The 25,298-nt window shown below is 33.5% G+C and carries 29 protein-coding genes; 21 read left to right on the forward strand and 8 right to left on the reverse strand.

Annotated elements, in window-relative coordinates; genetic code table 11:
* Positions 1 to 252 precede the first annotated feature (252 nt).
* From HJ01_RS09095 to HJ01_RS09115, 5 genes are all read right to left on the reverse strand, one after another.
* On the reverse strand, positions 253 to 696 hold the full coding sequence (locus HJ01_RS09095; protein WP_007138084.1) for a hypothetical protein: 444 nt from the start codon (positions 694 to 696) through the stop codon (positions 253 to 255).
* Between the two features lie 183 nt (positions 697 to 879).
* Complete coding sequence (locus tag HJ01_RS17645) at positions 880 to 1,047, reverse strand: hypothetical protein (RefSeq protein WP_007138085.1); 168 nt, start codon at positions 1,045 to 1,047, stop codon at positions 880 to 882.
* A 10-nt stretch (positions 1,048 to 1,057) separates the two neighbouring features.
* On the reverse strand, positions 1,058 to 1,330 hold the full coding sequence (locus HJ01_RS09105) for a hypothetical protein (RefSeq protein ID WP_007138086.1): 273 nt from the start codon (positions 1,328 to 1,330) through the stop codon (positions 1,058 to 1,060).
* A gap of 676 nt (positions 1,331 to 2,006) precedes the next feature.
* Complete coding sequence (locus HJ01_RS09110) at positions 2,007 to 3,869, reverse strand: ABC-F family ATP-binding cassette domain-containing protein (protein WP_007138088.1); 1,863 nt, start codon at positions 3,867 to 3,869, stop codon at positions 2,007 to 2,009.
* Between the two features lie 92 nt (positions 3,870 to 3,961).
* Positions 3,962 to 4,915 carry a hypothetical protein gene (locus tag HJ01_RS09115; RefSeq protein WP_007138089.1) on the reverse strand — a complete coding sequence of 318 codons (954 nt, stop codon included), beginning with the start codon at positions 4,913 to 4,915 and terminating at the stop codon, positions 3,962 to 3,964.
* A gap of 223 nt (positions 4,916 to 5,138) precedes the next feature.
* Here HJ01_RS09115 and HJ01_RS09120 point away from each other — a divergent pair, with 223 nt between their 5' ends.
* From HJ01_RS09120 to HJ01_RS09190, 16 genes are all read left to right on the forward strand, one after another.
* Positions 5,139 to 6,302 carry a glycosyltransferase family 2 protein gene (locus HJ01_RS09120; protein WP_007138090.1) on the forward strand — a complete coding sequence of 388 codons (1,164 nt, stop codon included), beginning with the start codon at positions 5,139 to 5,141 and terminating at the stop codon, positions 6,300 to 6,302.
* A gap of 84 nt (positions 6,303 to 6,386) precedes the next feature.
* On the forward strand, positions 6,387 to 7,697 hold the full coding sequence (locus HJ01_RS09125) for a dihydrolipoamide acetyltransferase family protein (RefSeq protein WP_040473824.1): 1,311 nt from the start codon (positions 6,387 to 6,389) through the stop codon (positions 7,695 to 7,697).
* A gap of 185 nt (positions 7,698 to 7,882) precedes the next feature.
* Positions 7,883 to 8,653: a 3'-5' exonuclease gene (locus HJ01_RS09130; protein ID WP_007138092.1), complete on the forward strand. Its 771-nt coding sequence runs from the start codon at positions 7,883 to 7,885 to the stop codon at positions 8,651 to 8,653.
* A gap of 93 nt (positions 8,654 to 8,746) precedes the next feature.
* Positions 8,747 to 9,358, forward strand: coding sequence for a fumarylacetoacetate hydrolase family protein (locus tag HJ01_RS09135; RefSeq protein ID WP_007138093.1), 612 nt, complete (start codon positions 8,747 to 8,749; stop codon positions 9,356 to 9,358).
* Complete coding sequence (locus tag HJ01_RS09140; RefSeq protein ID WP_007138094.1) at positions 9,358 to 9,702, forward strand: Hpt domain-containing protein; 345 nt, start codon at positions 9,358 to 9,360, stop codon at positions 9,700 to 9,702. Before HJ01_RS09135 ends, HJ01_RS09140 begins: the two co-directional genes overlap by 1 nt.
* 102 nt (positions 9,703 to 9,804) lie before the next feature.
* Entirely contained in the window at positions 9,805 to 11,058 is a 1,254-nt protein-coding gene (locus HJ01_RS09145) for a CinA family nicotinamide mononucleotide deamidase-related protein (protein ID WP_007138095.1), read from the forward strand.
* A 72-nt stretch (positions 11,059 to 11,130) separates the two neighbouring features.
* Complete coding sequence (gene rpmB, locus HJ01_RS09150; protein ID WP_007138096.1) at positions 11,131 to 11,367, forward strand: 50S ribosomal protein L28; 237 nt, start codon at positions 11,131 to 11,133, stop codon at positions 11,365 to 11,367.
* 29 nt (positions 11,368 to 11,396) lie between these two features.
* Positions 11,397 to 11,579 carry a 50S ribosomal protein L33 gene (gene rpmG / locus HJ01_RS09155; RefSeq protein WP_007138097.1) on the forward strand — a complete coding sequence of 61 codons (183 nt, stop codon included), beginning with the start codon at positions 11,397 to 11,399 and terminating at the stop codon, positions 11,577 to 11,579.
* A gap of 75 nt (positions 11,580 to 11,654) precedes the next feature.
* Positions 11,655 to 11,807 (forward strand): DUF4295 domain-containing protein, encoded by a 153-nt coding sequence (locus HJ01_RS17325; RefSeq protein ID WP_007138098.1) that lies wholly within the window; start codon positions 11,655 to 11,657, stop codon positions 11,805 to 11,807.
* 128 nt (positions 11,808 to 11,935) lie between these two features.
* Positions 11,936 to 12,889, forward strand: coding sequence for a signal recognition particle-docking protein FtsY (gene ftsY / locus HJ01_RS09160; RefSeq protein WP_007138099.1), 954 nt, complete (start codon positions 11,936 to 11,938; stop codon positions 12,887 to 12,889).
* Between the two features lie 474 nt (positions 12,890 to 13,363).
* The gene (locus HJ01_RS09165; protein WP_007138100.1) at positions 13,364 to 14,467 is read left to right on the forward strand and encodes a sensor histidine kinase; all 1,104 of its coding nucleotides are present in this window, start codon (positions 13,364 to 13,366) and stop codon (positions 14,465 to 14,467) included.
* Positions 14,467 to 15,801: a sigma-54-dependent transcriptional regulator gene (locus HJ01_RS09170; RefSeq protein ID WP_007138101.1), complete on the forward strand. Its 1,335-nt coding sequence runs from the start codon at positions 14,467 to 14,469 to the stop codon at positions 15,799 to 15,801. Before HJ01_RS09165 ends, HJ01_RS09170 begins: the two co-directional genes overlap by 1 nt.
* A gap of 208 nt (positions 15,802 to 16,009) precedes the next feature.
* On the forward strand, positions 16,010 to 16,231 hold the full coding sequence (locus HJ01_RS09175) for a hypothetical protein (RefSeq protein ID WP_007138103.1): 222 nt from the start codon (positions 16,010 to 16,012) through the stop codon (positions 16,229 to 16,231).
* A gap of 5 nt (positions 16,232 to 16,236) precedes the next feature.
* Entirely contained in the window at positions 16,237 to 17,517 is a 1,281-nt protein-coding gene (locus HJ01_RS09180; protein WP_007138104.1) for a Glu/Leu/Phe/Val family dehydrogenase, read from the forward strand.
* Positions 17,518 to 17,603: 86 nt separating this feature from the next.
* Complete coding sequence (locus HJ01_RS09185) at positions 17,604 to 18,020, forward strand: GreA/GreB family elongation factor (RefSeq protein ID WP_040473825.1); 417 nt, start codon at positions 17,604 to 17,606, stop codon at positions 18,018 to 18,020.
* Positions 18,017 to 18,436 (forward strand): hypothetical protein, encoded by a 420-nt coding sequence (locus HJ01_RS09190; protein ID WP_007138106.1) that lies wholly within the window; start codon positions 18,017 to 18,019, stop codon positions 18,434 to 18,436. Before HJ01_RS09185 ends, HJ01_RS09190 begins: the two co-directional genes overlap by 4 nt.
* Before the next feature lie 165 nt (positions 18,437 to 18,601).
* Here HJ01_RS09190 and HJ01_RS09195 read toward each other — a convergent pair whose 3' ends face one another.
* Positions 18,602 to 19,675, reverse strand: a complete 1,074-nt coding sequence (locus HJ01_RS09195; protein ID WP_007138107.1) for a serine hydrolase domain-containing protein — start codon at positions 19,673 to 19,675, stop codon at positions 18,602 to 18,604.
* Between the two features lie 242 nt (positions 19,676 to 19,917).
* Here HJ01_RS09195 and HJ01_RS09200 point away from each other — a divergent pair, with 242 nt between their 5' ends.
* Positions 19,918 to 20,361, forward strand: a complete 444-nt coding sequence (locus tag HJ01_RS09200) for a lipocalin family protein (protein WP_007138109.1) — start codon at positions 19,918 to 19,920, stop codon at positions 20,359 to 20,361.
* On the forward strand, positions 20,342 to 20,638 hold the full coding sequence (locus HJ01_RS09205) for a DUF721 domain-containing protein (RefSeq protein WP_007138110.1): 297 nt from the start codon (positions 20,342 to 20,344) through the stop codon (positions 20,636 to 20,638). The genes HJ01_RS09200 and HJ01_RS09205 overlap by 20 nt, the downstream gene beginning before the upstream one ends.
* Positions 20,639 to 20,775: 137 nt before the next feature.
* On the opposite strand, the gene HJ01_RS09210 is transcribed toward HJ01_RS09205, so the two are convergent.
* Positions 20,776 to 21,195, reverse strand: coding sequence for a nucleoside-diphosphate kinase (locus HJ01_RS09210; protein WP_007138111.1), 420 nt, complete (start codon positions 21,193 to 21,195; stop codon positions 20,776 to 20,778).
* Between the two features lie 86 nt (positions 21,196 to 21,281).
* Positions 21,282 to 22,871: a bacillithiol biosynthesis cysteine-adding enzyme BshC gene (bshC, locus tag HJ01_RS09215; RefSeq protein WP_007138112.1), complete on the reverse strand. Its 1,590-nt coding sequence runs from the start codon at positions 22,869 to 22,871 to the stop codon at positions 21,282 to 21,284.
* A gap of 96 nt (positions 22,872 to 22,967) precedes the next feature.
* Here bshC and HJ01_RS09220 point away from each other — a divergent pair, with 96 nt between their 5' ends.
* The 3 genes from HJ01_RS09220 (at position 22,968) to HJ01_RS09230 (ending at position 25,209) form a co-directional block, all read left to right on the forward strand.
* Positions 22,968 to 23,222 carry an autorepressor SdpR family transcription factor gene (locus tag HJ01_RS09220; RefSeq protein WP_040473893.1) on the forward strand — a complete coding sequence of 85 codons (255 nt, stop codon included), beginning with the start codon at positions 22,968 to 22,970 and terminating at the stop codon, positions 23,220 to 23,222.
* 4 nt (positions 23,223 to 23,226) lie between these two features.
* Positions 23,227 to 23,880 carry an SdpI family protein gene (locus HJ01_RS09225; protein WP_007138114.1) on the forward strand — a complete coding sequence of 218 codons (654 nt, stop codon included), beginning with the start codon at positions 23,227 to 23,229 and terminating at the stop codon, positions 23,878 to 23,880.
* Between the two features lie 66 nt (positions 23,881 to 23,946).
* The gene (locus HJ01_RS09230) at positions 23,947 to 25,209 is read left to right on the forward strand and encodes a DUF3887 domain-containing protein (RefSeq protein WP_040473826.1); all 1,263 of its coding nucleotides are present in this window, start codon (positions 23,947 to 23,949) and stop codon (positions 25,207 to 25,209) included.
* The last annotated feature ends 89 nt before the right edge of the window (positions 25,210 to 25,298 follow it).

Consider the following 25,298-nt stretch of genomic DNA (forward strand, 5'->3'; position numbering starts at 1 on the left):
TGTTTAACGGTTCGGTTTTTTATAATTATATATATAATGCAGATCGTAAATTCAAACTATTGACAAAGAACTATACATCCTTGTGTTTACTTGTGTTTTTTGGGTATAAAATAAACTATGAATTTAAAAAACTGTGGTTCGCATTTCCTTTTGGAAGATTATGGTATTATTTCGGGCTAAACACTTTAGGATTAAAAAAAAACACAACGGAATCTGTTTCTGCTGCGGTTTTTTTGCTCTAATTATAGTAGCCTAAGAAATTAGTCTTTTAACTTCGTTTTCGATTATTTTTTCGGAAACGGCAAAAGTTTCCTTTTTTATTTTGCGAAACTTTTTGACAAATGACGCCATTTCATTTTCTAACTCTTTATGCTCAGTTCGGAATTTATGAGAATCATACTTAAAAGGATCGTCGATTAATTCTGACAAATTGCTGAGGTGTTTCGCTGTTTTCTCAAGTACGCCATCACATTTTTCATCGATTTCAGAAAGTCGTACCGCCAGATTTCTCATTTCTTCCAGGTGCTCTTTACTAGCAAACCAAACGAAATATTGTTCAATAAGGTAATGCAAGAATCGTAAATCACCGTTATAGAATTCCAGATCTGATTTCCAATGCTGTGTCAAGAAATATAACTGTTGGTATTCTGCAGTATAGCTAAAATCACCTTTGTGTCTCAAACTTAAATTTTTCATGATAATAAAGGTTTTATTAAAAAATAAAAGTGTTTTCGAAATTAATTTATTGTTTCAATACCAAAAAAATCATACTATTCATTGTCCTATTTCAAGTAAAATTAGTAGCCATAAAAGCTTATTTTAAATTTATGTGTTTTATGCCAAAGGAAGCTTTTTATGAATCGACTTTTTACAATGGATTTATCTTACAGTATGGTCTCCAATTAGTTCTGATAATGGCATTCCCCAACTTGACACTCTACCGCCTAAGGTTTGGTACATTGTTTTAAATCCCATTTTTAAAAGGTAAGGGGTATAGCCTATTTTTAAAATACTGATATCTTTGCCCCACCATTCGTCTGTATGCATATAAAATCCTTTATAATTTCCCATGTCGCCAAAACAAACGACCATTGGAAGTTAAGGTTCTATTTTTTTTTGCACCCTCTGAAATTTCGTTAGCAATAACTTTTGATACAATTTCACATTCCATATGACCTAAAGAACCTAATTTGGGAACGGTAACCGCAGCGGCATCACCAACAGCGAAAATTTCATGGTAATTTGGATTTCTCATATATAAATCAGTAACCACAAATCCATGATCATCTACAAAGGGAAGTCCTTTGCATAAACTTTTCCCATAATTCAACTAAACTATTTATGGGCTTAATTATTTATTCACAACAAAGATAGGCACTCCATACCTAGATATTGTAAGTCCTGCAAAATTACAACCCAAAACTAAAATTTTCTTTTTTGTTTCCATAACAACTTCATTTTTAAATGCAAAATCCAAAAACTATCTAAAAAAGAATTTAACCCAGCTCTGGCTGTGTGGTTCTATCTAGTAAAGAAGTAACTTTTTTAGTAGTACTAATTTAAGTGTAAAATATTTAAAATCAGCAAAATAGCTGTTAATTTAATGATGTTTTATTGTAGTTTTTAATTTGTGTTTTTTCTATTATGCAGAGATTCTCGAAGCTTAGGTGAAGAAATAGAAGAAATGAAAATTTAGTGAAGCTTTGTGGTTTTTACTTTGCGAATCTTTGTGAAACAAATATTTTAGATTTCATTATAGTTGTTTTGTTTGGAAATCTAATCGTTTTTATGTGAGGGGAGCGGTATCTTCTTATGTAATGAAGTGGAATAAAAGATACAGCAGATGACCCGACCCGTCGCAACGATAGTGGAAGCGGGACACAGCCAAGAAAAGATAATAAAATAGGAGTAAAAACAAAACCCCAATATTTCCAGCGTTACCGCTAAAAGTATTGGGGTTAATTATATGCAATCTACTTTATATGAAGCAGTGTGAAACAACTAATTTATGCTTCCATCTTAGCTGATAGTTCAAACCATCTTTCTTCTTTACTTTCCATCTTTTTGATCAGGTTTTCAAGTTCTTTGGCTTTGCTCAAAACCTTGCTTTCTTCCACTTTTCCGTCAGAAAACAATTGTTCGATGGCAATTTTTTGAACTTCTAAATCTTTGATTTCTCTCTCGATTTTTTGATATTCTTTTTGCTCATTGAAAGTCAAGTTCCCCGTTGGGTTATTTTGCTTCCAGTCTTTTTTTTCTGCTTTGTTTTCTTCTTTTTGCGCTACATCAGCACTATCTTCATAGGCTCTAAAGTCAGAATAGTTCCCTGGAAAATCTTCAACCACACCATCACCTCTAAAAATAAATAAGTGATCTACAATTTTATCCATGAAATACCTGTCGTGAGAAACTACTAATAAACATCCAGGATAGTCTAAAAGGAAGCTTTCTAAAACATTTAAGGTTACGATGTCTAAATCATTAGTTGGCTCATCCAGAATCAAGAAGTTAGGGTTCTGAATCAAAACCGTACACAGGTACAAACGTTTCAATTCTCCTCCGCTCAAGCGATCTACAAAATCATATTGTTTTTTAGAATCAAAAAGAAAACGTTCTAACAATTGTGAAGCTGAAATCAATTTTCCTTTCATCAACGGAATGAATTCCCCGTATTCCTTAATGACATCGATAACACGCTGTCCCGGTTTTGGGTTGATTCCGCTTTGAGTATAGTAACCTACTTTTATGGTTTCACCCATGACTACTTTTCCAGAATCAAGCGGAAGAGTTCCGGTCAATAAATTCAAAAAAGTCGATTTTCCAGTTCCATTTTTTCCAATTATTCCAATACGCTCGCCACGTTGAAAATCAAAACTGAAATTGTCCATGATCACATGGTCCTTAAATTTTTTGGATATTTTGTGAAGCTCAATAATCTTGCTTCCCATACGTTCCATATTAATTTCCAGTTCCACTTTGTTCTCCTTACGGCGACTTTGTGCTTTTTCTTTAATGTCATAAAAGTCATCCTGACGCGATTTTGACTTAGTTGTTCTCGCTTTTGGCTGACGGCGCATCCACTCTAATTCTTTTACGAAAAGGTTTTGTGCTTTATCTACACTAGAGTTTTCAGAGGCAATGCGCTCTTCTTTTTTTTCTAAATAATAAGAATAATTTCCTTTGTATTGGTATAATTTCCCGTTGTCTAATTCGATGATTTCGTTACAAACGCGCTCTAAGAAGAAACGGTCGTGCGTCACCATAAACAACGTAATATTTTCTTTGGCAAAATAAGTTTCCAGCCATTCAATCATCTCTAAATCCAAGTGATTCGTAGGTTCATCCAGAATTAATAGATCAGGACGGTTGATCAAAATGATGGCGAGTGACAAACGTTTTTTCTGTCCACCCGAAAGGTTTTTTACTTTCAGCTTGAAGTCTTCCAGCTTCAGTTTGAACAAAATTTGCTTGTATTGGGTTTCAAAATCCCAAGCATTATGCTGGTCCATTCCGTCAAAAGCTTTTTGGTAAGCTTCTTCGTCTTCTGGATTCTCTAATGCTTTTTCATAGGCTTCAATCACTTTCAATGTCTCATTGTCTGAGGCGAATATGCTTTCTTCAATCGTCAGTTCTTCCTGCAAATTATTGTTTTGAGAAAGGAAAGCCATTTTTATTCCTTTTCTTAAAACGACCTGTCCCGTATCAGGTTCGTCCAGACCATTAATAATGCTCATGATAGTCGTTTTTCCAGAGCCATTTTTGGCAATAAAAGCGATTTTCTGGTCTTTATTAATTCCAAAAGAAATGTTTTCAAAAAGCGTTCTTTCACCAAAAGATTTGGAGATATTTTCAACAGATAAGTAATTCACAAGTCTAAATTTTTTGCGAAAGTAAACTATTAAAGTCGATTAGCGAATTGTTTAACGGAATCTGGTCTTTTTAGAGCGAATTTTCGGAGATGTTAACGACTTAAAAATTGGCTTAGATCGAAGCTGTGCAGCTGTTGCGGTGTATTAATTATTGGTTTTCTGACAAAATTTTCATTTGTAAGATAATATTTCAGTCCATCTTGAGTTGCTATACCTTCGATTTGATGAAATGGCAGCGCAATTTTAATTTTTCTTTTATTGGCTGTAAAGAAACCGCTTTTATTGTAATCGTATAAAAGGTAAATAAACGGAGATAGGGTTTTGCTATAGCCGCTTAAGACAATGATTTTTTTACTTGGAACATAAGTGGCTCCGGTAATGAGCCCTTTTACGTTGTAGGATTCTTTTAAATTGGCGACATGATTCCCTGGAGTTTTGGGCAATGCATAGACAGCCGTTCCTTTTCGTTTCCATTGTTTTGTAAACAAATAAATACTGTCATTTGTAACAAAAAAGGCTTCGCAGTCAAAATTAGTCGTATTGGATTTTGCTTTTCTAAAATCAGTCTGATCCGAATACGAAAAGGAAAGAGTGTCTATTTTTTGGATATCCATTAAAAGCGATTCTTTTTCTATTCTTAAAACATGAAGGTCTTTTCTGTTTCCAGAAACATTATTTCCAAAATCTCCAATATAGAAAAAGAGACTGTCTTGCGCCATTTCTTCCCAATCGGTGTTGGCTATTTTTTGTAGGGGAATCTTTTTTTGAATTACTCCAGTTGTGTCCATTCCGTAAAGGGTAGTGTCGCGATCGTCGTTAGCCGTCCATAAAAGGGAATTCCACAATAACAAACTCGAAGTTTCTTTCAAAACGGGGCTTAATTGAATGGAAAAATCAGGTTTTATTCTTGTTCTGAAATAGCTGCAACTTCCGTCATTTTTTGTCGCCAGTGAGTTGTAGTTTTTCGAAAGCGGGTCCGTACAGCCCGAAATTTGAGAATAGCTTGCCGTTATAAAAAAGAAGAAGAGTATTGGTATAATTTTCATATCATTCAAAAGTAATCGTTTCTCAATGATTTTTCCAATAAGTTAGGAGCGAATCAATAAGTTTTATTTGGAGGTATAGTTCCCGCTCTCGCCTTTATCTTTGCTCGCTCCTCACAAAGGATATCGGCTCCATCGGGGCTAATTAGGGAGCATGGTTTTTAATTTGTAAACTTTGAATGTCAGAACTTTTGTATCTTTGTTTCTTAAAATATATATTTGCTTCATGCAATTATCAATAGTTATTCTCAACTATAACGTCCGCTTTTTTTTAGAGCTCTGTGTTTTAAGTGTTCAAAGCGCCTTAAAAGATATTGATGGCGAAATTATTGTGGTAGATAATAATTCTTCGGATGGTAGTTGTGCCGTGATGCAAGAGCGCTTCCCAGACATTGAACTCATTCAGAATAACGATAATCTAGGTTTCCCAAAAGGCAATAACATTGGCGTAGCCCAAGCCAAAGGAAAATACATTTGTATTCTCAATCCCGATACTGTTGTTGCCGAAGATACTTTTACTAAAGTGTTGGCTTTTGCCGAAAGGCAAATTAATTTAGGGATTGTTGGTGTTAAACTCATAGATGGTGCGGGGAATTTTCTACCTGAAAGTAAAAGAGGAGTGCCAACTCCTTTCGTTGCATTTACCAAAATGATGGGATTGCATAAAATCAGGCCTAATTTTGAATTTTTTGGAAGGTATTATGCGCAGCATATAAAAGAAAATCAAACAGCTAAAGTTGATATTCTTGTCGGAGCTTTTATGTTTATGGAAAAGGAACTCTATCAAGAGTTAGAAGGCTTTGATGAGAACTGTTTCATGTATTCAGACGATATCGACTTATCCTATCGAGCATTGCAGAAAGGAAAGTCGAATTATTATTTTCACGAAACAACCGTTATGCATTACAAAGGGGAAAGTACGATTAGGGACGGAGTTTATATGAAACGGTTTCAGGAGGCCATGAATTTTTTCTATAAAAAACATTTCAAGGTTTCTACATTTTTTTCGATAGGGATGAAAATAGGAATTGTATTTTTTTCATTTATAAAAATGTTTCAAGGGAAAACCAAATCGAAAAAAGTGCCTCAATCGTTTGTTTTCTATTCCACTAATATCGAATTAGCAGAAAAAATGACCTCCGTTTTGCAAAAAAAAGTTTGGTTTCACGATTTGAACACAGAAAAAATGGTAATTTCGTCAAGGGTTAAAGATAAGGATTCAACTGAAATTATTTTGGACAATTATTTTGTTTCCTTCAAAGAATGCATTCATTTTATGGAATCGTTTAAAAATAAGGGCGTAACCTTTAAGATTATACCCAAAAACACTAATTTTTTAATAGGAAGTGACAATTCTAATGAAAGAGGGGTGGTTGTAAAAATTGAATGAAAAATTACATTAAATGGAATTTACATTCAAAAAATTTAGTAATTTCGCAAACTGAAAACAAAAATCACCTTTTAGGTTAACAATATGGCAAGATTTGAATTAAAACTTCCGAAAATGGGAGAAAGTGTCGCTGAAGCAACCATTACAAATTGGTTAAAAGAAGTTGGTGACAAAATTGAAGCTGATGAAGCGGTACTTGAAATTGCAACTGATAAAGTTGACAGTGAAGTTCCTAGTGAGGTTTCGGGTATTTTGGTTGAACAATTATTTGGAAAAGATGATTTGGTTCAGGTTGGTCAAACTATTGCAATCATTGAGACTGAAGGCGGTGACCTTGTCTCAGTTGTAAAACAAGAAGTGGCTCCAGAAGTAGTTGCTGAGGTGACTAAAACTGTTGATGCAGCCAAAGAAAGTGTTGCAACGCCAGCAGATTTTTCTGATTCGGATAAATTCTTTTCTCCTTTAGTGAAAAATATTGCCAAAGAAGAAGGTGTTTCTGTACCTGAATTAGAAATGATTAGCGGAACAGGAAAAGATGGAAGGGTTACTAAAAATGATATTTTAGAATACATAAAAAATAGAGCTGATCAAGCTGTAGCTGCTCCGGCAAAAACGGTTGAGCCTCCAAAAGTTGCACAAGCTGTAGCTCCAGTTGCGCAAAAAGCGGCTCCGGTTTCTGTAAGTGGTGGTGATGAGATTATTGAAATGGACAGAATGCGCAAATTGATTGCGGGTTATATGGTCGCTTCAGTACAAACCTCTGCTCATGTGCAATCTTTTATCGAGGTGGATGTCACAAATATTGTAAAATGGAGAGAGAAAAATAAAGTAGCTTTCGAAAAAAGAGAAGGGGAGAAGTTAACTTATACTCCAATTTTCATGGAAGCAGTTGCAAAAGCAATTAAAGATTATCCTGGAATGAATATTTCTGTTGATGGTGATTTTATCATCAAAAAGAAAAACATCAACCTAGGAATGGCTGCGTCTTTACCTAATGGTAATTTAATTGTGCCTGTAATCAAAAATGCAGATCAATTGAATTTGGTAGGAATGGCGAAAGCGGTAAACGACTTAGGAGGTCGTGCAAAAGCCGGAAAACTGAAGCCAGATGATACACAAGGTGGAACTTATACAGTTACTAACGTGGGGACTTTTGGAAGTGTTTTTGGTACGCCAATTCTGAATCAACCGCAAGTAGGTATTTTAGCTCTTGGGGCGATTAGAAAAATGCCTGCTGTTATCGAAACACCAGAAGGGGATTTTATAGGAATTCGTCAAAAAATGTTCTTGTCGCACAGTTACGATCATCGCGTTGTTGATGGAGCGCTTGGAGGAAGTTTTGTGAAACGAGTTGCTGAATACCTGGAAGCATTTGATGTGAATAGAGACTTGTAAAAACAAATTGCAGATATATAAAACCCAACAGATTTAAAAATTTGTTGGGTTTTCTTTTTTGTAATTCTTGGGAGTGCTGTCTTTAAAAATGTAATTTATTTTGTTGTTTTTAGAAACTTTAAATGCTAATAGACAGGCAAACCTAAACTCAAATTTATATATTTGTACTTACTCAAAAATAAAAAATGGAACTTAAACTAAGTAAACCGATTTGCTTTTTCGATCTTGAAACCACAGGAATTGATATTGGAAAAGACAGAATCGTTGAAATATCAATATTTAAAGTATTTCCAAACGGAAACAAAGAAAGTAAAACCTGGTTAGTAAATCCTACGATTCCAATTCCGGCTCAAACGACTGCTGTTCATGGAATCACAGATGAAAAGGTGGCGAATGAACCAACGTTTAATGAATTAGCTTCTCAGGTTCATAATATGATAAAAGATTGCGATTTGGGCGGATTTAATTCAGACCGTTTTGACATTCCACTTCTGGCAGAAGAATTGCTTCGTGCTGGAGTTGATTTTGACATGAAAAATAGCGTTTCAGTTGATGTTCAGACTATTTTTCATAAAAAGGAAGAACGAACATTAAGCGCTGCGTTGAAGTTTTATTGTGGGCAAGATTTGGAGAATGCGCATTCAGCAGAAGCAGATACAATGGCTACTTACGAAATATTGAAAGCGCAATTAGAGCGTTACCCTGATTTACAAAACGATATGAGGTCATTGTCAGAATTTTCAACCAGAAAGAAAATCGCCGATTTTGCAGGAATGATTTCTTTTGATAAGGAAGGCAATGAAATTTTTTCTTTTGGTAAGCATAAAGGAGTGAAAGTTGATACTGTTTTAGAAAGGGAACCGGGTTATTTCAGTTGGATTCAAAATGCTGATTTTCCTTTGTATACCAAGAAAGTATTAACTGCAATCAAACTTAGAAAATTAAATACCAAGTAAAATGTTCAGCGCTCAGGTTGTTAGTGTTCAGCTATAGCTGATCTCTTATGAACTGATTATTGGCGACTTTTTTAAACATTAACCATTGAATTTATGAAAATCATCTGCATCGGACGAAATTACGTCGACCATATTGAAGAATTGCAAAATGAGCGCCCAGCAGAGCCTGTGGTTTTTATGAAGCCGGATTCGGCAATTTTGTTAAAACAGCATCCGTTCGTGATTCCTGAATTTTCGGAAGATATTCATCACGAAATCGAGATTGTTGTAAAAATAAATAAGGTTGGAAAATATATCGAACCCAAGTTTGCTCATAAGTATTATGACGAAATTAGCGTAGGTATCGATTTTACAGCTCGTGACCTTCAAGCAAAATTAAAAACTAAAGGTTTGCCATGGGAGAAAGCAAAGGCTTTTGACGGCTCAGCTGTAATAGGCGATTTTTTGCAAAAAGAACAATTTAGTTCGTTAGAAAATATTACTTTTGAATTAACCAATAATGATAAGTCAGTTCAAATAGGTGATACTAGTTTGATGTTATGGAATATTGACGAGCTTATTTCTCATGTTTCTCAATATTTTACATTAAAAATAGGAGACGTTATTTTTACAGGAACACCTGCAGGAGTAGCTGCAGTAAAACCGGATGATGTGTTAGAGGGATTTTTAGAGGGACATAAACTATTTAGAATACAAGTAAAATAATGGCTTTAAATTACAACCTTTCAAAAGTGTACGCACTTTCAGATAACGATTCAGAATTTGTAAATGAAATTTTGACATTGTTCGTAACCGAAGTTCCAGAAGATTTGGCTCAAATCAAAGAAGGGATTAAAAAGAAAGACCACAAGCATGCCTATGCTTATGCGCATAAAATAAAACCAACCCTTGATCTTCTGGGATTAAATGTCGCTTTTGAAGAAATTCTTCAACTAGAAGCGTGGACAAAAACCGAAGGCAAGAAGAAAGATATTGAAGATACTTTTAAGAGTATAAAGAATCAAATTAATGACGCTGTAAAAGAAATAAAGAAGGACTTTGATCTTTAAATCATTTATAGTTTTTAAGTATTAGTTAATCTCTAGGTCAACATTCATTTTTTTATGGATGTTGATTTTATTTATACAGCAAACCCTAAACTCAAATCAATAATGAAAGCAACCATCGTTACTATAGGTGATGAAATTTTAATAGGGCAGATTGTAGATACCAACTCGTCTTTTATTGCCAAATCTTTAGATAGAATTGGAGTGGAAATTAGTGAAATGATTTCTATAAGTGATGATAAAAAACATATCGTTGGTACTTTTCAAAAGCTTCAAAACACCGTGGATTTAGTAATTATCACTGGTGGTTTAGGCCCTACAAAGGATGATATAACCAAAAAAACATTCTGCGACTATTTTGAGGATGAACTAATTGTGGATCAGAAAGTTTTGGCACATGTCACGGAAATGATAGAAGGTTTTTATAAACGTCCCATTACGCAGATTAATAAGGATCAGGCTCTGGTTCCTTCGAAATGTACTGTGCTGCACAATCAAGTGGGTACAGCACCTGGAATGTGGATGAAGAAAGAAAATACTGTTTTTATTTCGCTGCCGGGAGTGCCTTATGAGATGAAGTATTTGGTTGAGAATGAAATTATTCCAAAGGTTGTGAGAGAATATAAACGCCCTTATATTATTCATAAAACTATTCTTACTTATGGGCAAGGTGAAAGCCTGGTTTCAGAGCGGATTGAAGCATGGGAGGATAGTCTGCCTGAATTTTTAAAATTGGCTTACTTACCAAGTCCCGGAAGTGTTCGATTACGCATTTCGGCAAGGGGAACAAGCAAAGAAGTGCTGGAACTAGCATTAGAGGAATATGTAATTTCTTTAGACGCCATTATCAATGATATTATTGTTGGTTATGAGGAAGAGGAAACAATCGAGTTTCAGGTTGGTGAGATGTTGAAAAAGGCAGGTAAAACACTATCTACTGCCGAAAGTTGCACAGGAGGTAAAATTGCAGCTAGTCTAACATCTGTTGCTGGTGCTTCAAATTATTTCAAAGGAAGTGTGGTTTCTTATGCGACAGAAGTTAAAATAGATGTTTTAGAGCTTTCGGAAAGCTTAGTAAATGAGTTTTCTTTGGTGAGTGCTGAGGTGGCTTCGGCGATGGCTTTGGGTGTAAAAAAAATAATGAAAACAGATTATGCAATTGCGACGACTGGAAATGCCGGGCCGTCAAAAGGGGATGAAAATGCTGAAATTGGAACTGTTTTTATAGCAATTGCCACCCCAAATGAAGTAATTGTAAAAGAATATAATTTTGGCCAACCACGTGAAAAAGTGATAGATAGAGCGGTCATTAAAAGTTTAGAAATGTTAAAGGAAGAAATTTTTAAAAATGTACTATAAATTTGTTGGTTTATAGGTTTATTTTTCTTTTCTTTGCACCCTGATTTTGAATAACGATAAAAGATAAGCATAATGTCAAGAGTTTGTGACCTTACAGGTAAAAGAGCGATGGTAGGAAATAACGTTTCTCACGCTATGAATAAAACTAAGAGAAAATTTTCTGTGAACTTAGTGAAAAAGCGTTTTTATCTTCCAGAAGAAGATAGATGGATTACTCTTAGAGTAGCAGCATCTACGGTAAAAACAATTAATAAAAATGGAATTGCTGCAGTTTTGAAAAAAGCTCAAGCACAAGGATTTATTAAATAATCTTTAAATTCTAAAAAAAAAATAGCAAGATGGCAAAGAAAGGTAATAGAATCCAGGTAATTTTAGAATGTACTGAACACAAAACATCAGGTGTTGCGGGAACTTCAAGATACATTACAACGAAGAACAAAAAAAATACTCCAGATAGATTAGAGATTAAGAAATTTAATCCAGTCTTGAAGCGTGTAACTCTTCACAAAGAAATTAAGTAATAATTAGAGATTTTAATAGAAATCTCAAATGGTCACATTTGGAGATTTTATTTAAATTTAAATAACATTTGAATCATGGCAAAGAAAACAGTAGCAACGTTACAAACATCTTCTAAGAGATTATCAAAAGCCATCAAAATGGTGAAATCTCCAAAAACTGGTGCATATACATTCGTAGAATCTATTATGGCTCCTGAAGCAGTTGAAGAATTCTTGAAAAAGAAATAATCAAATATAGCACTATATAGAAAAGCTACTTTCATTCGGAAGTAGCTTTTTTATTTTATATCTTTACCGCTTAGAAATAAGTATTAGTTCATTGTGTCTAATGCTCCATTCTTAATACTGTTAATACAATGAGTTTTTTTAAAAGAATATTTTCGTCAGAAAAGAAAGAGACATTAGACAAAGGTCTTGAAAAATCAAAATCCACTTTCTTTTCAAAGTTAAGTAAAGCGGTAGCGGGAAAATCTAAAGTGGATGATGCCGTTTTAGATAATTTAGAGGAAATACTTGTTTCCTCAGACGTAGGTGTTGATACTACGCTGAAAATAATTACCCGAATAGAAAACCGTGTTGCTTCTGATAAATATCTTGGTATTGAAGAACTCAACCAAATTCTACAAGAAGAAATTGCAGCCTTGCTTTCTGAAACAAATACAGGTGAAGCCACCGAATTTGTTATTCCAAAAGATAAAAAACCTTATGTTTTAATGGTTGTAGGTGTAAATGGTGTTGGGAAAACAACAACCATCGGTAAGTTAGCCTACCAATTCAAAAAACAAGGGTATAAAGTGGTTTTGGGTGCAGGAGATACGTTTCGTGCCGCAGCAATTGACCAATTACAAATTTGGGCAGATAGAGTAGGAGTTCCTATTGTAAAACAAAATATGGGAAGTGATCCCGCTTCAGTAGCTTTTGATACTTTGCAATCAGCAGTTGCTCAAGATGCTGATATTGTAATAATCGATACTGCAGGACGTTTACACAACAAAGTCAATTTAATGAATGAATTGACCAAAGTGAAACGTGTTATGCAAAAAGTTGTAGCCGATGCTCCTCATGACGTTTTATTAGTTCTTGATGGTTCAACTGGTCAAAATGCTTTTGAACAAGCCAAACAGTTCACAGCAGCAACTGAGGTTACTTCTCTTGCTGTAACCAAGTTAGACGGAACTGCCAAAGGTGGTGTTGTTATTGGTATATCCGATCAATTTAAAATTCCAGTAAAGTATATTGGTGTTGGTGAAGGAATTGAGGATTTACAAGTCTTTAATAAATATGAGTTCGTAGATAGTTTTTTCAAATAAAAAAGTACAATGAATTTTTCTTCGATTAAAAATTTAAAGACAATTTATCTTTACTTATTAAGTGTCCTTTGTTTTGTATTGGCAAATCTTATTAGGGACCAAAATAGTATTGTCTATTATCTTTTATTGGTGCTAGGGTTAGGTTTCTTTATTATAGGCATCACTAAAAAGAGAAATACGTAGTAAGTAATTGTTTATTTGTTAGGGTTGACTAAACAATCTTTTAGTAATAAATTATTCCTGGTAAATACAGCATATTTTAATCTATGTTCGTTCCAAGTATGTTAAAAGTTCAGTAAATTATTAGGTGTTAATTAAGCATGTCTATAATAAATCTTATATTCACTAATTAGTTTGACTTAATTAGTTAAGCATGAGACTAATGCTTGTTTGTAGTATGTAAAGCAGTATAAATAGGTTTTTCTAATACTATATCTAAGCAAGTGATTTTTAATATAAAACACAGTAAACCCAATGTCTTCCCTATTAATATCCCCAGAAGAAGTACTTAAGGAGCGAATCAAAGAATTAAGTTGCTTGTATGATGTTTCATCTGTCATCGTGCAGCATGCAGATTCTATGGAAGTCACCTTGAATAATATTTGTACTGTTCTAAAGCGTGCCTGGCGGTTTTCAGATGACGCCAGTGTAGAGTTGAAATTAGACGGTTTTTATATCGTTACTAATCCTATTCCTGAAAAGTCAATTTTTCAAAAATCAGATATTCAAGTGTTTAATAAGGCTTTTGGATTTATTAAAGTGCATTATCCAACTATTAAATTTACCGACAAACATTTTTTAGATGATGAAGAGAAATTATTAAAGAAGGTTTGCTCTGATGTTGGCTTTTTATATGAAAAAGAGCTAAATATAGTGAAGGAAGAGCAATTGAAACGTAGTGCTGAACGTGTTGATAGGTTATCGATTTTAGGTGAGATAACTGCGGGAATTGCTCATGAGCTTAACACTCCATTAGGTAATATTTTAGGATTTGCTGAGTTTATTCATGATAGAACAGAAGAAAAACAATCGAAGCAGGATAGTTCAAAAATCATAAAAGCGGCTATTTATTCTCGAGAAGTAGTGAAGAAATTGATGTTTTTTTCCTGCGAGATGCCTCAAAATATGAGGTTTGTGAAAATTAAGCCTATTGTTGTAGAAGCACTCACTTTGCTGAGACCAAATTTTAAAAAAGCTGAAGTAAGTTATAAACTTAATTTCAACAACGCATTCTTAGAGGCGCAATTAGATACTATACAGTTTACGCAGATCTTGTTTAATATTTTAATTAATTCGATTTATGTTTCTCCTAAATTATCGATGATAGAAGTTTCTGTTTATAATGATGAAACTAATTTTTTTATCGAAATTTCTGATGAAGGACCAGGAATAAATGAAGAGTACAAAAATAAAATATTTGAGCCGTTTTTTACCACAAAACCTATTGGCGAAGGTTCTGGATTGGGACTTAGCGTAGTCCATGGGATTGTAAAAAGTCATAAAGGAGATATCGTCTCTTTTGACAATAAGCCCAAAGGAACCGTTTTTCAAATACGCTTACCCTTAATGATGAAGTAATGAAACTAAAGAAAGAAAATATTCTGATTGTTGATGATAATTACGATATGCTTGAATTGCTGCAACGCAATTTGAAAACATTAAATTTTCATACCTATAAAGCTTCATCGGTTACTGAGGCTATTGACATTTTGAAATATAGTTCGATTGATTTGTTAATTACAGATATTCAAATGCCTGGCATTAATGGAATCGAATTAATTAAATATGTTCAAGAGCATTTTCCAACCATACCTAAACTAGTAATTACTGGATTTCCTTCTGTTGACAACGCAATTGATGCTGTAAAGTCCGGTGCTTCAGATTATTTAGCAAAGCCCTTCACAAATGAAGAGTTAAAAAAATCAGTTAAAAATTTAATCAGTACTATTGATAATTCAAGTTTAACGTTAGAAAATAATAGAGATTTATCTAATGATAATTCTCTTGAATATGCGGGAATTGTGGGTAAATCAAAAGAGATTGTACACTTAGTTGATTTAATTGAACGCGTTAAAAACAATCGTGCAACAATTTTGATTCAAGGTGAAAGTGGGACAGGTAAAGAACTTGTCGCTAGGGCAATTCATTACAAGGGAGCATTTGCAGCTAATCCATTTATAGCTGTTAATTGTGGAGCCATTCCTGAAAACTTACTGGAGTCGGAATTATTTGGATATGTTAAAGGAGCTTTTACAGGAGCAAATGAAACTAGGAATGGTTTTTTTCAAGCGGCTGCAGGTGGTACTATTTTTTTAGATGAAATAGGAACTGCACCCTTATCTGTTCAAACCAGACTGTTAAGGGTTTTACAAGAAAAGGAAGTGAGTATGATAGGTTCTCAAAAAACTCAAAAAATTGAATTGAGAATTATTGCCGCAACAAATAGTGATCTATATGAAATGTCTCAGAAAGGGAATTTTAGAGAGGATTTGTACTATAGATTGAACGTTGTTAATATTGAAACTCCTCCTCTTAGGGATCGGAAAAGTGATATAATTCTACTAGTAAATACTTTTTTAAAGAAATATGGGTTTGAGTATAATAAACCTCAAATCACTATTTCTGATAGAGCTATTAAGCTGCTGATGAGGCATTCTTGGCCTGGAAATGTCAGAGAGTTGGAAAATGTAATTCAGAGAATGATTATAATGGGTGGCGATGTTATAGATATTAATGACGTCCCCGAATATCTAAAATACCCCATGCCTTTAGAAAAAAACGAATTTAAAACTCTAAAGGAAATTGAAAAATCATATATTCTAAAAGTGATGGCGGCTGTTGATAATAATAAAACACGAGCTGCAGAAATTCTTCAAATTGACCGAAAAACTTTGCGTCAAAAAATTCAATAACTCTTCTTTTTTTACTGGGAATATATTCCCTTAGCGGGTGTTTTTTCCCCGTTTCATTTAATTGTTTTTTAAACGACTTTTTTGTATATCATTGTTTTTAAACGAGTTAGTTTTTGGTTCGTTTCTAATAATTGGATTGGCATGTAGTTTGCCAAATGTGTGTTAATTAATATTATTTTTAAATTAAACACTATTAAAATTACATGAGATGAACACAGTAAACAAACAAAAAAACAATTCTATTCTTGGTGGAATTAAGATTAATTCTACCGCCTTAGAGACAAAAGTCAACTCTGATTTTTCGCTGATTGAAATCGATTCTCTAATTTTAATGGACGCAATCCATGGTGGGTTATGTTTGAATTGTGATTTTAAAAATCAGTGCTTCTGGCAAAAAAACAACAAAGTATTTTGTGAACATTATCAATAAAAAGTATGATAGCTACTAAAGATTCAACGAAAAAAAGTATGTATGAAAATGTCATGCAACAATTTAATAAAACGGCTGATGCAATCGATTTAAATCCCAACATCAGGAAGATTTTATCTATAACAAACAATGAGATTATTCTTCATTTTCCAGTAAAAATGGATAATGGTGAAGTGAAAATTTTTACCGGTTATCGAGTTCAGCATAATAATGCGTTAGGACCATACAAAGGTGGACTGCGTTACCATCCTACCGTAGATGTTGAGGATGCTAAAGCTTTAGCTATGTGGATGACTTGGAAAACTTCGTTGGCAGGCTTACCTTACGGTGGTGCTAAGGGTGGAATTCAAATTGATCCGCGAGATTATTCGATAGGGGAGTTGGAGCGATTAACGAGGCGTTTTACTTATGCGTTGGGGGATAATATTGGTCCAGATTATGATATTCCTGCTCCTGATGTAAATACTAATGAACAAACAATGGCTTGGATTGCTGACACGTATATGTTAACGAAAGCACCTTCTGAGCGTTCAAATAGTCTAAATGTAGTTACGGGAAAACCTATTGGATCCGGCGGATTACAAGGAAGAGATAGAGCAACTGGCTTCGGGGTGTTTTTGACCATAAAGTTGTTGCATGAAAGCAGGAAAGAAAGTCTTAAAGGTAAGAAGTTTATTATTCAAGGTTATGGTAATGTTGGGTATTGGACTTCACATTTCTTAATTAAAGAAGGGGCAATACTAATAGCCGTTCAAGATGCACATGCTACGGTATATAATGAGGATGGTATAGCCGTTGAAGATTTATTTGAGCATTGTAAGCCTAGAAAAGGTTCTATAAGTGGTTTTGAAGGAGCTGTAGAGATAGATCCAGAAAGTTTTTTTGGGTTAGAATGTGATATTCTTGTTCCGGCAGCTTTGGGAAATCAAATCACAGAGGAAAATGCTTTTATGGTGAAAGCAAAAATAATTGCAGAGGGAGCTAACGGTCCAATTGATGTTGATGGTGAAAAAATTCTCCTTGAAAACGGGATCACTATTATTCCAGATATTCTGTGTAATTCAGGAGGAGTTATAGGGAGTTATTTTGAATGGCTACAAAATAGAAATGGAGAATTATGGGAGCTGGAAGAAGTGATGTATAAGTTAGAGAAGAAACTTTCAGAAGTGTTTAAGAAAGTGGAAGGAGTTGTTATTGAAGGTAAAATTGATTGGAGAACTGCAGCTTATATTTTAGCTATAACTAGAATAGAAATGGCCTATGTGCAACGTGGAGTTTTTCCTTGATTTTTCTTTTTAATATGATTTTTAAAGGTCCTTATAGCAGTTTTTGACTGCTATAAAGGACTTATTATTAACTTTTTTTTATAATTATGAAATACGGTAATCTTATACTATGTAACGACGAATATAATTCGTTAATGAGAGCTATTTCCATTTCAACTAACAATGGAGACAAAACATATAAATCTTCTTTGGATAAATTAAGAGTTGAATTAAAATCAGCAAGTATGGTAGATACTGACGATATGCCTACCGATGTAATCCGCTTTAATTCATTTGTTACAATATATACTTCTTTTAATGTTGAGCGATCTTATCAGATAGTAGTTCCAGAAAAAAGTAACATTCTGCACAATAGAATTTCTATTTTATCGCCTATGGGCTTAGCGCTTTTGGGTTATGCAAAAGGGGACAGTATAGTTTGGCAGTTTCCGTCAGGTGCCAATGAGATAAAGATAATTGATGTAATTCAACAGGAAATCCAGTTAAAAAAAGAAACAATATGAAAGATTTGATTTATCAGCACGAAACAATAGACGATTTACAAATGCGATTCATGGATAGAGATATTGAGGTTTGGAAAGAAGATGTTTCTATTATTAGGATAGAAATTCTCTTTTTTAAGCGAATGTTGAATTCCTCAATATTTAAAACCGTAAATTTCAATCAGCAAAATAAGAATGATTTAAGTGACGACCTGACGAGTGTTAAAGCAATTAACGAATCCTATAGCAATCTATTATTAGATTTTGTGAATAAGCTAGATATGATAAAAGAATGTGATGATGTTCAGTGCGAAACATTTTACCTGAATAATCACGTAAAATTCAGAAAAGATATTGAGAGCCATTTTTCGGCTTATCGATTTTATAAGATGAATATTATTTTGTTTTTTGATAACTGTCTCGAAGATAAAATATAAAATAGGCGATGTAGGTGTTTTTAATAGAAAGAGTGATAAGTAGTAGTCAAATATCTTGTTCTTGTTTTAGCGAACGTACTTAGAGAAAAATATTGATTTTGCATATTTTGGTCTCTTAAGATGTATGTTGTTTTATTTATCTTTAGAAAAATCAAAGCGAAATTATTACTGGTATAATGCACTGATTTTTTGCCATAGTACAGTATCAAAATCAGATAGTACCAAATTCACATTATCTGCGGCATCGCCCATTCTGATGACTACCATATTTTTAGAAGGGATGACATATATTTTTTGATCATTTTTCCCAAGTGCCATAAACATATCATTTGGAGCCGATGGAATTATACTTCCATTGAATTGCAATTGTGATTGTGGTAAATGGTAGCTGCTTTTTCCATTCAACCACCATAAATAGCCATATCCTAAATTGATATTTTGAGATGTATTTGTAGCAGCATTAAAATAGATTTCGTTTAAGATAATGGTATTTGCCCATTTTCCTCTATTGGCCATTAGTAGTCCGAAACGCGCCATGCTCCTTGTAGTACTTGCGTATACCGAGTTGTTTCCTGATTGAACCCAAGCTCCATCCATTCCGATTTTGTCTCTTAGTCTTGAGTTGAAATAGTTACTCCAACTTTGATCAGATACTTTAGCAACTACATCTTGTAGTTTTACATATACATTGTGATACGCCCATCGGGTACCAGCATCAGCTTTGTAGGTAAGGCTGGCGGGGTCTATAGCATCGCCGTTATCAACGTCTTCTAGTCCAGACGTCATTGTCAGTAAATGTTTGTTAGTAATCAAATTTTCTTTAGCTAATGGTAAACTTGTCCATGCTGTACCGATATAATCAGATACCTTATTGTTGATATTTAAATGGCCTTCTTGTTCTGCAATAGCTGTAAGAGTTGCGGTTAATGTTTTTCCGGCGCTTGCCCAATACCAATTAGAAGTAGCAGAATGTCCGTTGAAGTAGTTTTCCATAACAATTTTTCCATTGACTAGAATGATAAAACTCTTAGAATGTTTCAGTTCTAAATAATCCAAAAGTGGTTGTACAGCGTCGTGTTTCCATCCCAAATTTTTTATAGATTTTGTTTCCCAGCTAGTTCCTGTTAATGCAGGAAAATAGGCTGTTTCGGTAGGAGTTTGTTTTGTTTGCGATGAGTCAGAGCTGCAATTAATACATAAAATAAGGATGAGCAAACTATAAGTTGGTTTTGTTGTCATAGCAAGATGTATTTTATATAGAATCAAAAATAGTTAAAATAGTCTAATGTGTTTTGCTATTTTTCTTTTGTTTGAATTTTTTAAAGTTAACTTTGTAGTATAAAAAAAACGTAATTGTTTCCCCAAAATCCCTAGCCCTGATGGTAGCGGCATCCTTTTTATTTTTATACGTAGCTTAGCGAAGTATATACATAATAAGATATAGCGGACAGCAGGAAATAGCTCCTAAAAAATATAATTATATGAAAAACACTTTTAAAATTTTGTTGCTATCTCTATTTTTTGTTAGTTGTCAGCAAAAGGTTGAACCTAGTGATATTGCTAAGATAAATGGCTATTGGGAAATAGAAAAAGTTGTTTTTGACGAGGGCAAAGACAAAGATTATAAAATGAATGAGAGTTATGACTACTTTGAAATAGGCAAGGAGAATAAGGGAATAAGGAAGAAAGTGATGCCGCAATTAGATGGTAGTTTTTTGACGAATGATTCCTATGAAAATGTAACGGTTCGCTTTGAAGATGATAAAGCATTCTTGGATTATTCGACTCCTTATGGTAAATGGAGCGAAGAGCTAATCACTTTATCGGATAAGGAGTTGGTGTTGAAAAACACGGAGAAAAAGGAATACCATTATAAAAAATCAGGACCAATAAATTTGACAGGAGATGGCGAAAAGATTAAATAATCAGAGCACAGTAGGGGATGTTTTGAAAAAAATTATCCAAGTTAATAAATTGCAGCCAGGAATGGATCAGATAGACGTAAAGGATGCCTGGAAAAACCTTATGGGAAATGGTGTTAATAGTTATACACAAAATGTGGTTTTGAAAGGAAGCACTTTGTACGTGGAGTTGACTTCGTCAGTATTGCGGGAGGAATTGAGCCACGGTAAATCTAAAATTGTAACGATGATTAATGAGGAATTGCGTCGGGATGTGGTAACAGCGGTTGTGTTGCGATAGCCAGTTGTGTTCCCATTTTACTGATAAGTTAGAATAAAAAAAATCCAATTTGCCGAGGCAAATTGGATTTTTTTATGAAGTTGTAAGTAGTTGTAGTTTCTTAATGGAACATTAAAAAACGGAGAACTGATTACTATTTAGAATTGTTCTCTTCCTGCAAAATGGAAAGCACCTTCGATAGCTGCATTTTCATCACTATCAGAACCGTGAACTGCATTTTCTCCAATTGAAGTAGCATAAGCTTTACGGATAGTACCTTCAGCTGCATCAGCTGGGTTAGTAGCACCAATTAAAGTTCTGAAATCTTCAACAGCGTTGTCTTTTTCTAAAATAGCACTAACGATTGGTCCTCTTGACATGAATTCAACTAATTCTCCGTAGAAAGGTCTAGCGGCATGTACAGCATAAAATGCTTGAGCATCAGCAATAGTAAGTTGAGTTAATTTCAAAGAAACAATTTTGAAACCAGCATTGGTAATCATTGCAAGTATGTTTCCGATGTGTCCGTTAGCGACAGCATCAGGCTTAATCATTGTAAATGTTCTATTAGTAGCCATTTTGTGTTTTTTAAATTTTGAGCAAAAATAGTTTTTTTTGTTTAATTATCTTACCATTTTTGCTTTATAGTGTGCGTAAAAAGAAATTATAATGTAATGATTTCGAAATTTTGTTCTAAAGGGTGCAAACTCGAAATAAGTTTCGGGATTAAATCAGGACCATTCTCTAAATAATATTCAGAGAAATTAACTTGTCGTTCCTGCAGGCTTTTGTTTGGAAACAACTCGTTTTGCAAGTCTGTGGCACGTTCTAATGTGTCGCTATACTTTCTTTTTTGAGCTTTTAGCAAGCGTTTCTCTAAATTCTCCAATCCTTTGGTTTGTTTCACTTCTTGGGCTTTGACTGCACCAACAAATGATTTGTCCGTTTGTCTTGCTAATTCAAACAAAGTTTCAAATTGTTTTCGCAATTTTTCTTTTTGAGTGGTCAAATCGATCGGGAATTCTGAGGTTATTTTGGTTACTTTATTTATTAAATCCGCTTGTTTTGAAAATAAGTCACTCCAAGTCAATTCCAGCTTATCTGCTTTTTTGACTTGTTTTTCGGTGGCCAAAAGCACTGAATTCCGAACTAAAAGCATAGGGAAAGTAACTTTTACCGATTCAAAAAAGTTTTTTAATTCTAACCAATACGCAATTTCTCCTCCTCCGCCAATGTAACATAAATTAGGTAAAATTACTTCTTGGAACAACGGACGCATAATGACGTTAGGGCTAAACATTTCAGGATTATTTTCCAATAATCTTAAAATTTCTTCTTGACTAAACTCCTTCTTGGTATTGTTTATTTTGTAAACATCATTTTCAAGTACAATGCGTTCGCGCAACTGGTCTTCAATATAAAACAAGTTGATCTCACGAGGATTCACTTGAATGTTGTAGTCTTTTAACTTTTGGGTGGTTTCAAGTACCGCTTTGTGTGAGGTTTGCTGCAGCAATTCTTCTTTTGCATAAGGGATAAAACTACGCTTTAAATCTTGATTGTCTGCATCAAGGATAACTAAGCCCTGATTGCCAAAAAGCGAATTTGCTAAATGGCGAGTGGCATCAGCTAAATTATCATGATTTAAATAAGCTTCAGAAAAGAGCTTTTTCAAGGTATTTGCATTGGTGCTCGAACCTAGTTCTTGTGCGTAAATTTCAAACAATTCAGATAAGCCTTCAGTGGATAATCGTCCAACTGGTCCGTTACTTTCCTTGTTCCATCTAAACTTTTTTCCTTTGAAACTGAAATAGTTGATTTCAGCGAAATCATGGTCTTCAGTCGCCATCCAATAGATGGGAACAAAATTGTATGCTGGATATTTTGCCTTCAGTTCCTTGGTAAGGTTTATGGTTGAGATTATTTTGTAGAGAAAGTACAAAGGACCACTAAATAAATTTAGTTGATGTCCGGTAGTGATCGTGAAAGTATTCGATCCTTTTAATGCTTCGATGTTTTGCTGTGTTAGATGAGAAGTGGCAATACCGGAGTACTGTTTTTCTAATACAGATACCAGCGTAGCTCTGTTAGCATTATTATAATTGCCTTGTTTTTCAAGGATTTGGCCTTCAAAATTTTCAAGTGTTGGGAATCTATTATATAGTGATTGTAAGTTTGATTTTTCGGCTAAATATTCATTCATCAAAGGAGAAAAATATCCTGAATTTTTATAGCTGATACAGTCGGTAGGCATAATTTTTTATTTTTGTAAATATAAGAAATTCAAATTTAATTTTGCTGCTTCAATTAATATTTAGATATTTGTCTAAATATATAATTACAATATATGATGAATGATATATTTAAAGCTTTAAATGATGCCACACGTCGAGAAATACTAGAGCTTTTAAAATCGAAAGATTTAGCGGCAGGTGAAATTGCAGATCACTTCAATATTTCGAAGCCGAGTATTTCGCATCATCTCGATATTTTAAAGCGTGCTGATTTAATCACTTTCGAGAAAAACGGGCAGTTTGTCATTTATTCCATTAACACTAGCGTAATGGAAGACGTATTGCAATGGATCTTAACTTTTAAAAAATAAATTCATGAAATTAACTTTGAAAAGAGAAGTGCCATTAATTGGAATTGTTTTGGCCCCTTTTGCGTATTTGGCTATAATTTGGAATACGCTACCGGATAAAGTGCCGACACATTGGAATTATAAAGGAGAAGTTGACAAGTGGGGTGATAAATACTCTTTAATTATGCTGTTATTTTTATTACCAGTATTAACTTATGTTTTAATGATTGTGATTCCCAAGATTGATCCGAAAAAGAAAATTCAACTGATGGGAGGGAAGTATTACCAATTGAAATTCATTTTGGTTTTGTTCATGTCAACTTTAGCTTTTATTATTTTGCATATATCGGTAAATCAATCGACTTCAAGTCCGAATTTGATTTTCATTCCCATAGGTGTTTTGTTTATAGCATTGGGTAATTATTTTAAAGTAATCCAGCCGAATTATTTTATTGGAATAAAAACTCCCTGGACATTAGAGAATAAAGAAGTTTGGAAGTTAACCCATACTCTTGCAGGAAAGCTATGGATTATCGGAGGATTAATAATCGTATTAGCTAGTTTAACAATCGCTAAAAGTATTTTTATTTATGTCTTTATAGGGATTATTGCTATAATAACGCTGGTGCCGGTCATCTATTCCTATATTAAATTTAAAGAACTTAAAGCTCGGGATTGATTTTGTAAAAAATATCAGGATTACTTTTTAACGGAATAAATAATTTTTAATTTAATGTAAAAAAAGATGAAACAGATACTAACTATTTTGCTTCTAATAACTTCAATGCTTTCTTTTTCTCAATATAATAATAAAGTAATTGGAGAGTCATTTATTAAACTATTGCTTCAAGAAAAGAAATATCAAGAAGCGCATTCCTTCTTTGACGATACAATAAAAAGTAAGATTTCTGTAAAATTGTTAGAGGATACAGAATTGCAATTGAGGAATCAATTGGGAGGATTTAAATGTATAATTGAAGTAAATAATGAAGGTAATACCTATTTTTATTATTCTGATTTTGAAAAAATGAAATTGGATGTGAAAATTACATTTAATGATCATAGTAAAATCATAGGTTTTTTCTTTACTCCACATAAGGAATTCAAAAAAGTAAATTCATTGGGAAAAGATCTCAAAATACGAAGCGGTAATATCGATTTGAAAGGAACTATTCTTATACCCGAAAACAATAATTTGAAAAAATTAGTACTTTTTGTGCATGGATCTGGCCCTCAAGACAGGGATGAAACAATATATGAAAATAAACCTTTTAAGGAAATAGCAGAAATCTTATTCGAAAAAGGAATTGCATCTTATAGATTTGATAAGCGGACACTTACAAATCCAGAAAGCTTTGATGAAAAAAGCACTGTTGATAATGAAGTAACCAATGACATCATAGCGATTATAAATTATTTCAAGGAAGACAAGCAATTTAAGGATTATGAAATTATTGTATTAGGACATAGTCTCGGAGCTAATTTATTGGCTCGAATTGCAAACAAATCAAATCAAATTTCAAAAATTATACTTATGGCAGCTAATGCTCGGCCGTTAGAGATTCTTGTTGCGGAACAATATGATTACCTCTATAAACTTAATCCGTCGCAAGAATTACTTGAAGCTGTAAATAATGTTAAAGGGCAGATTGCTTTTCTTAATTCGAAGGATTTTAATGTCAACAGTCCGAAAGAAAAACTTCCTCTTAATTTATCTGCTTATTACTGGCAGTCATTATTAGATTATAATCCTTTAAAAGAAATTAAGAAAGTGAAAATCCCAATTTTAATTCTTCAAGGCGAAAGGGACTATCAAGTAAGTATGAAAGATTTTGAGTTGTGGAAAAGTACATTGAAAAACAATACTAAAGCCACTTTTATTAGTTATCCAAAATTGAATCATTTATTTATGAGTGGTGATGGCATCTCCGATCCTAAAGAATATTTAATAAAGGGGAATGTTGATGCAAAAGTTATTGAAGATGTTTTCGATTTTGTAAAAAAATAATTAGTGGTATTCTTCGAATACTTTAGTTAACTGAACTAGATTTAAGTTAATATTTATTTTTATAAATAAAAAAGGTTGCCCTTGTGAGG

Origin of the sequence: Flavobacterium frigoris PS1 (assembly GCF_000252125.1) — a bacterium.
Classification (GTDB): domain Bacteria; phylum Bacteroidota; class Bacteroidia; order Flavobacteriales; family Flavobacteriaceae; genus Flavobacterium; species Flavobacterium frigoris_A.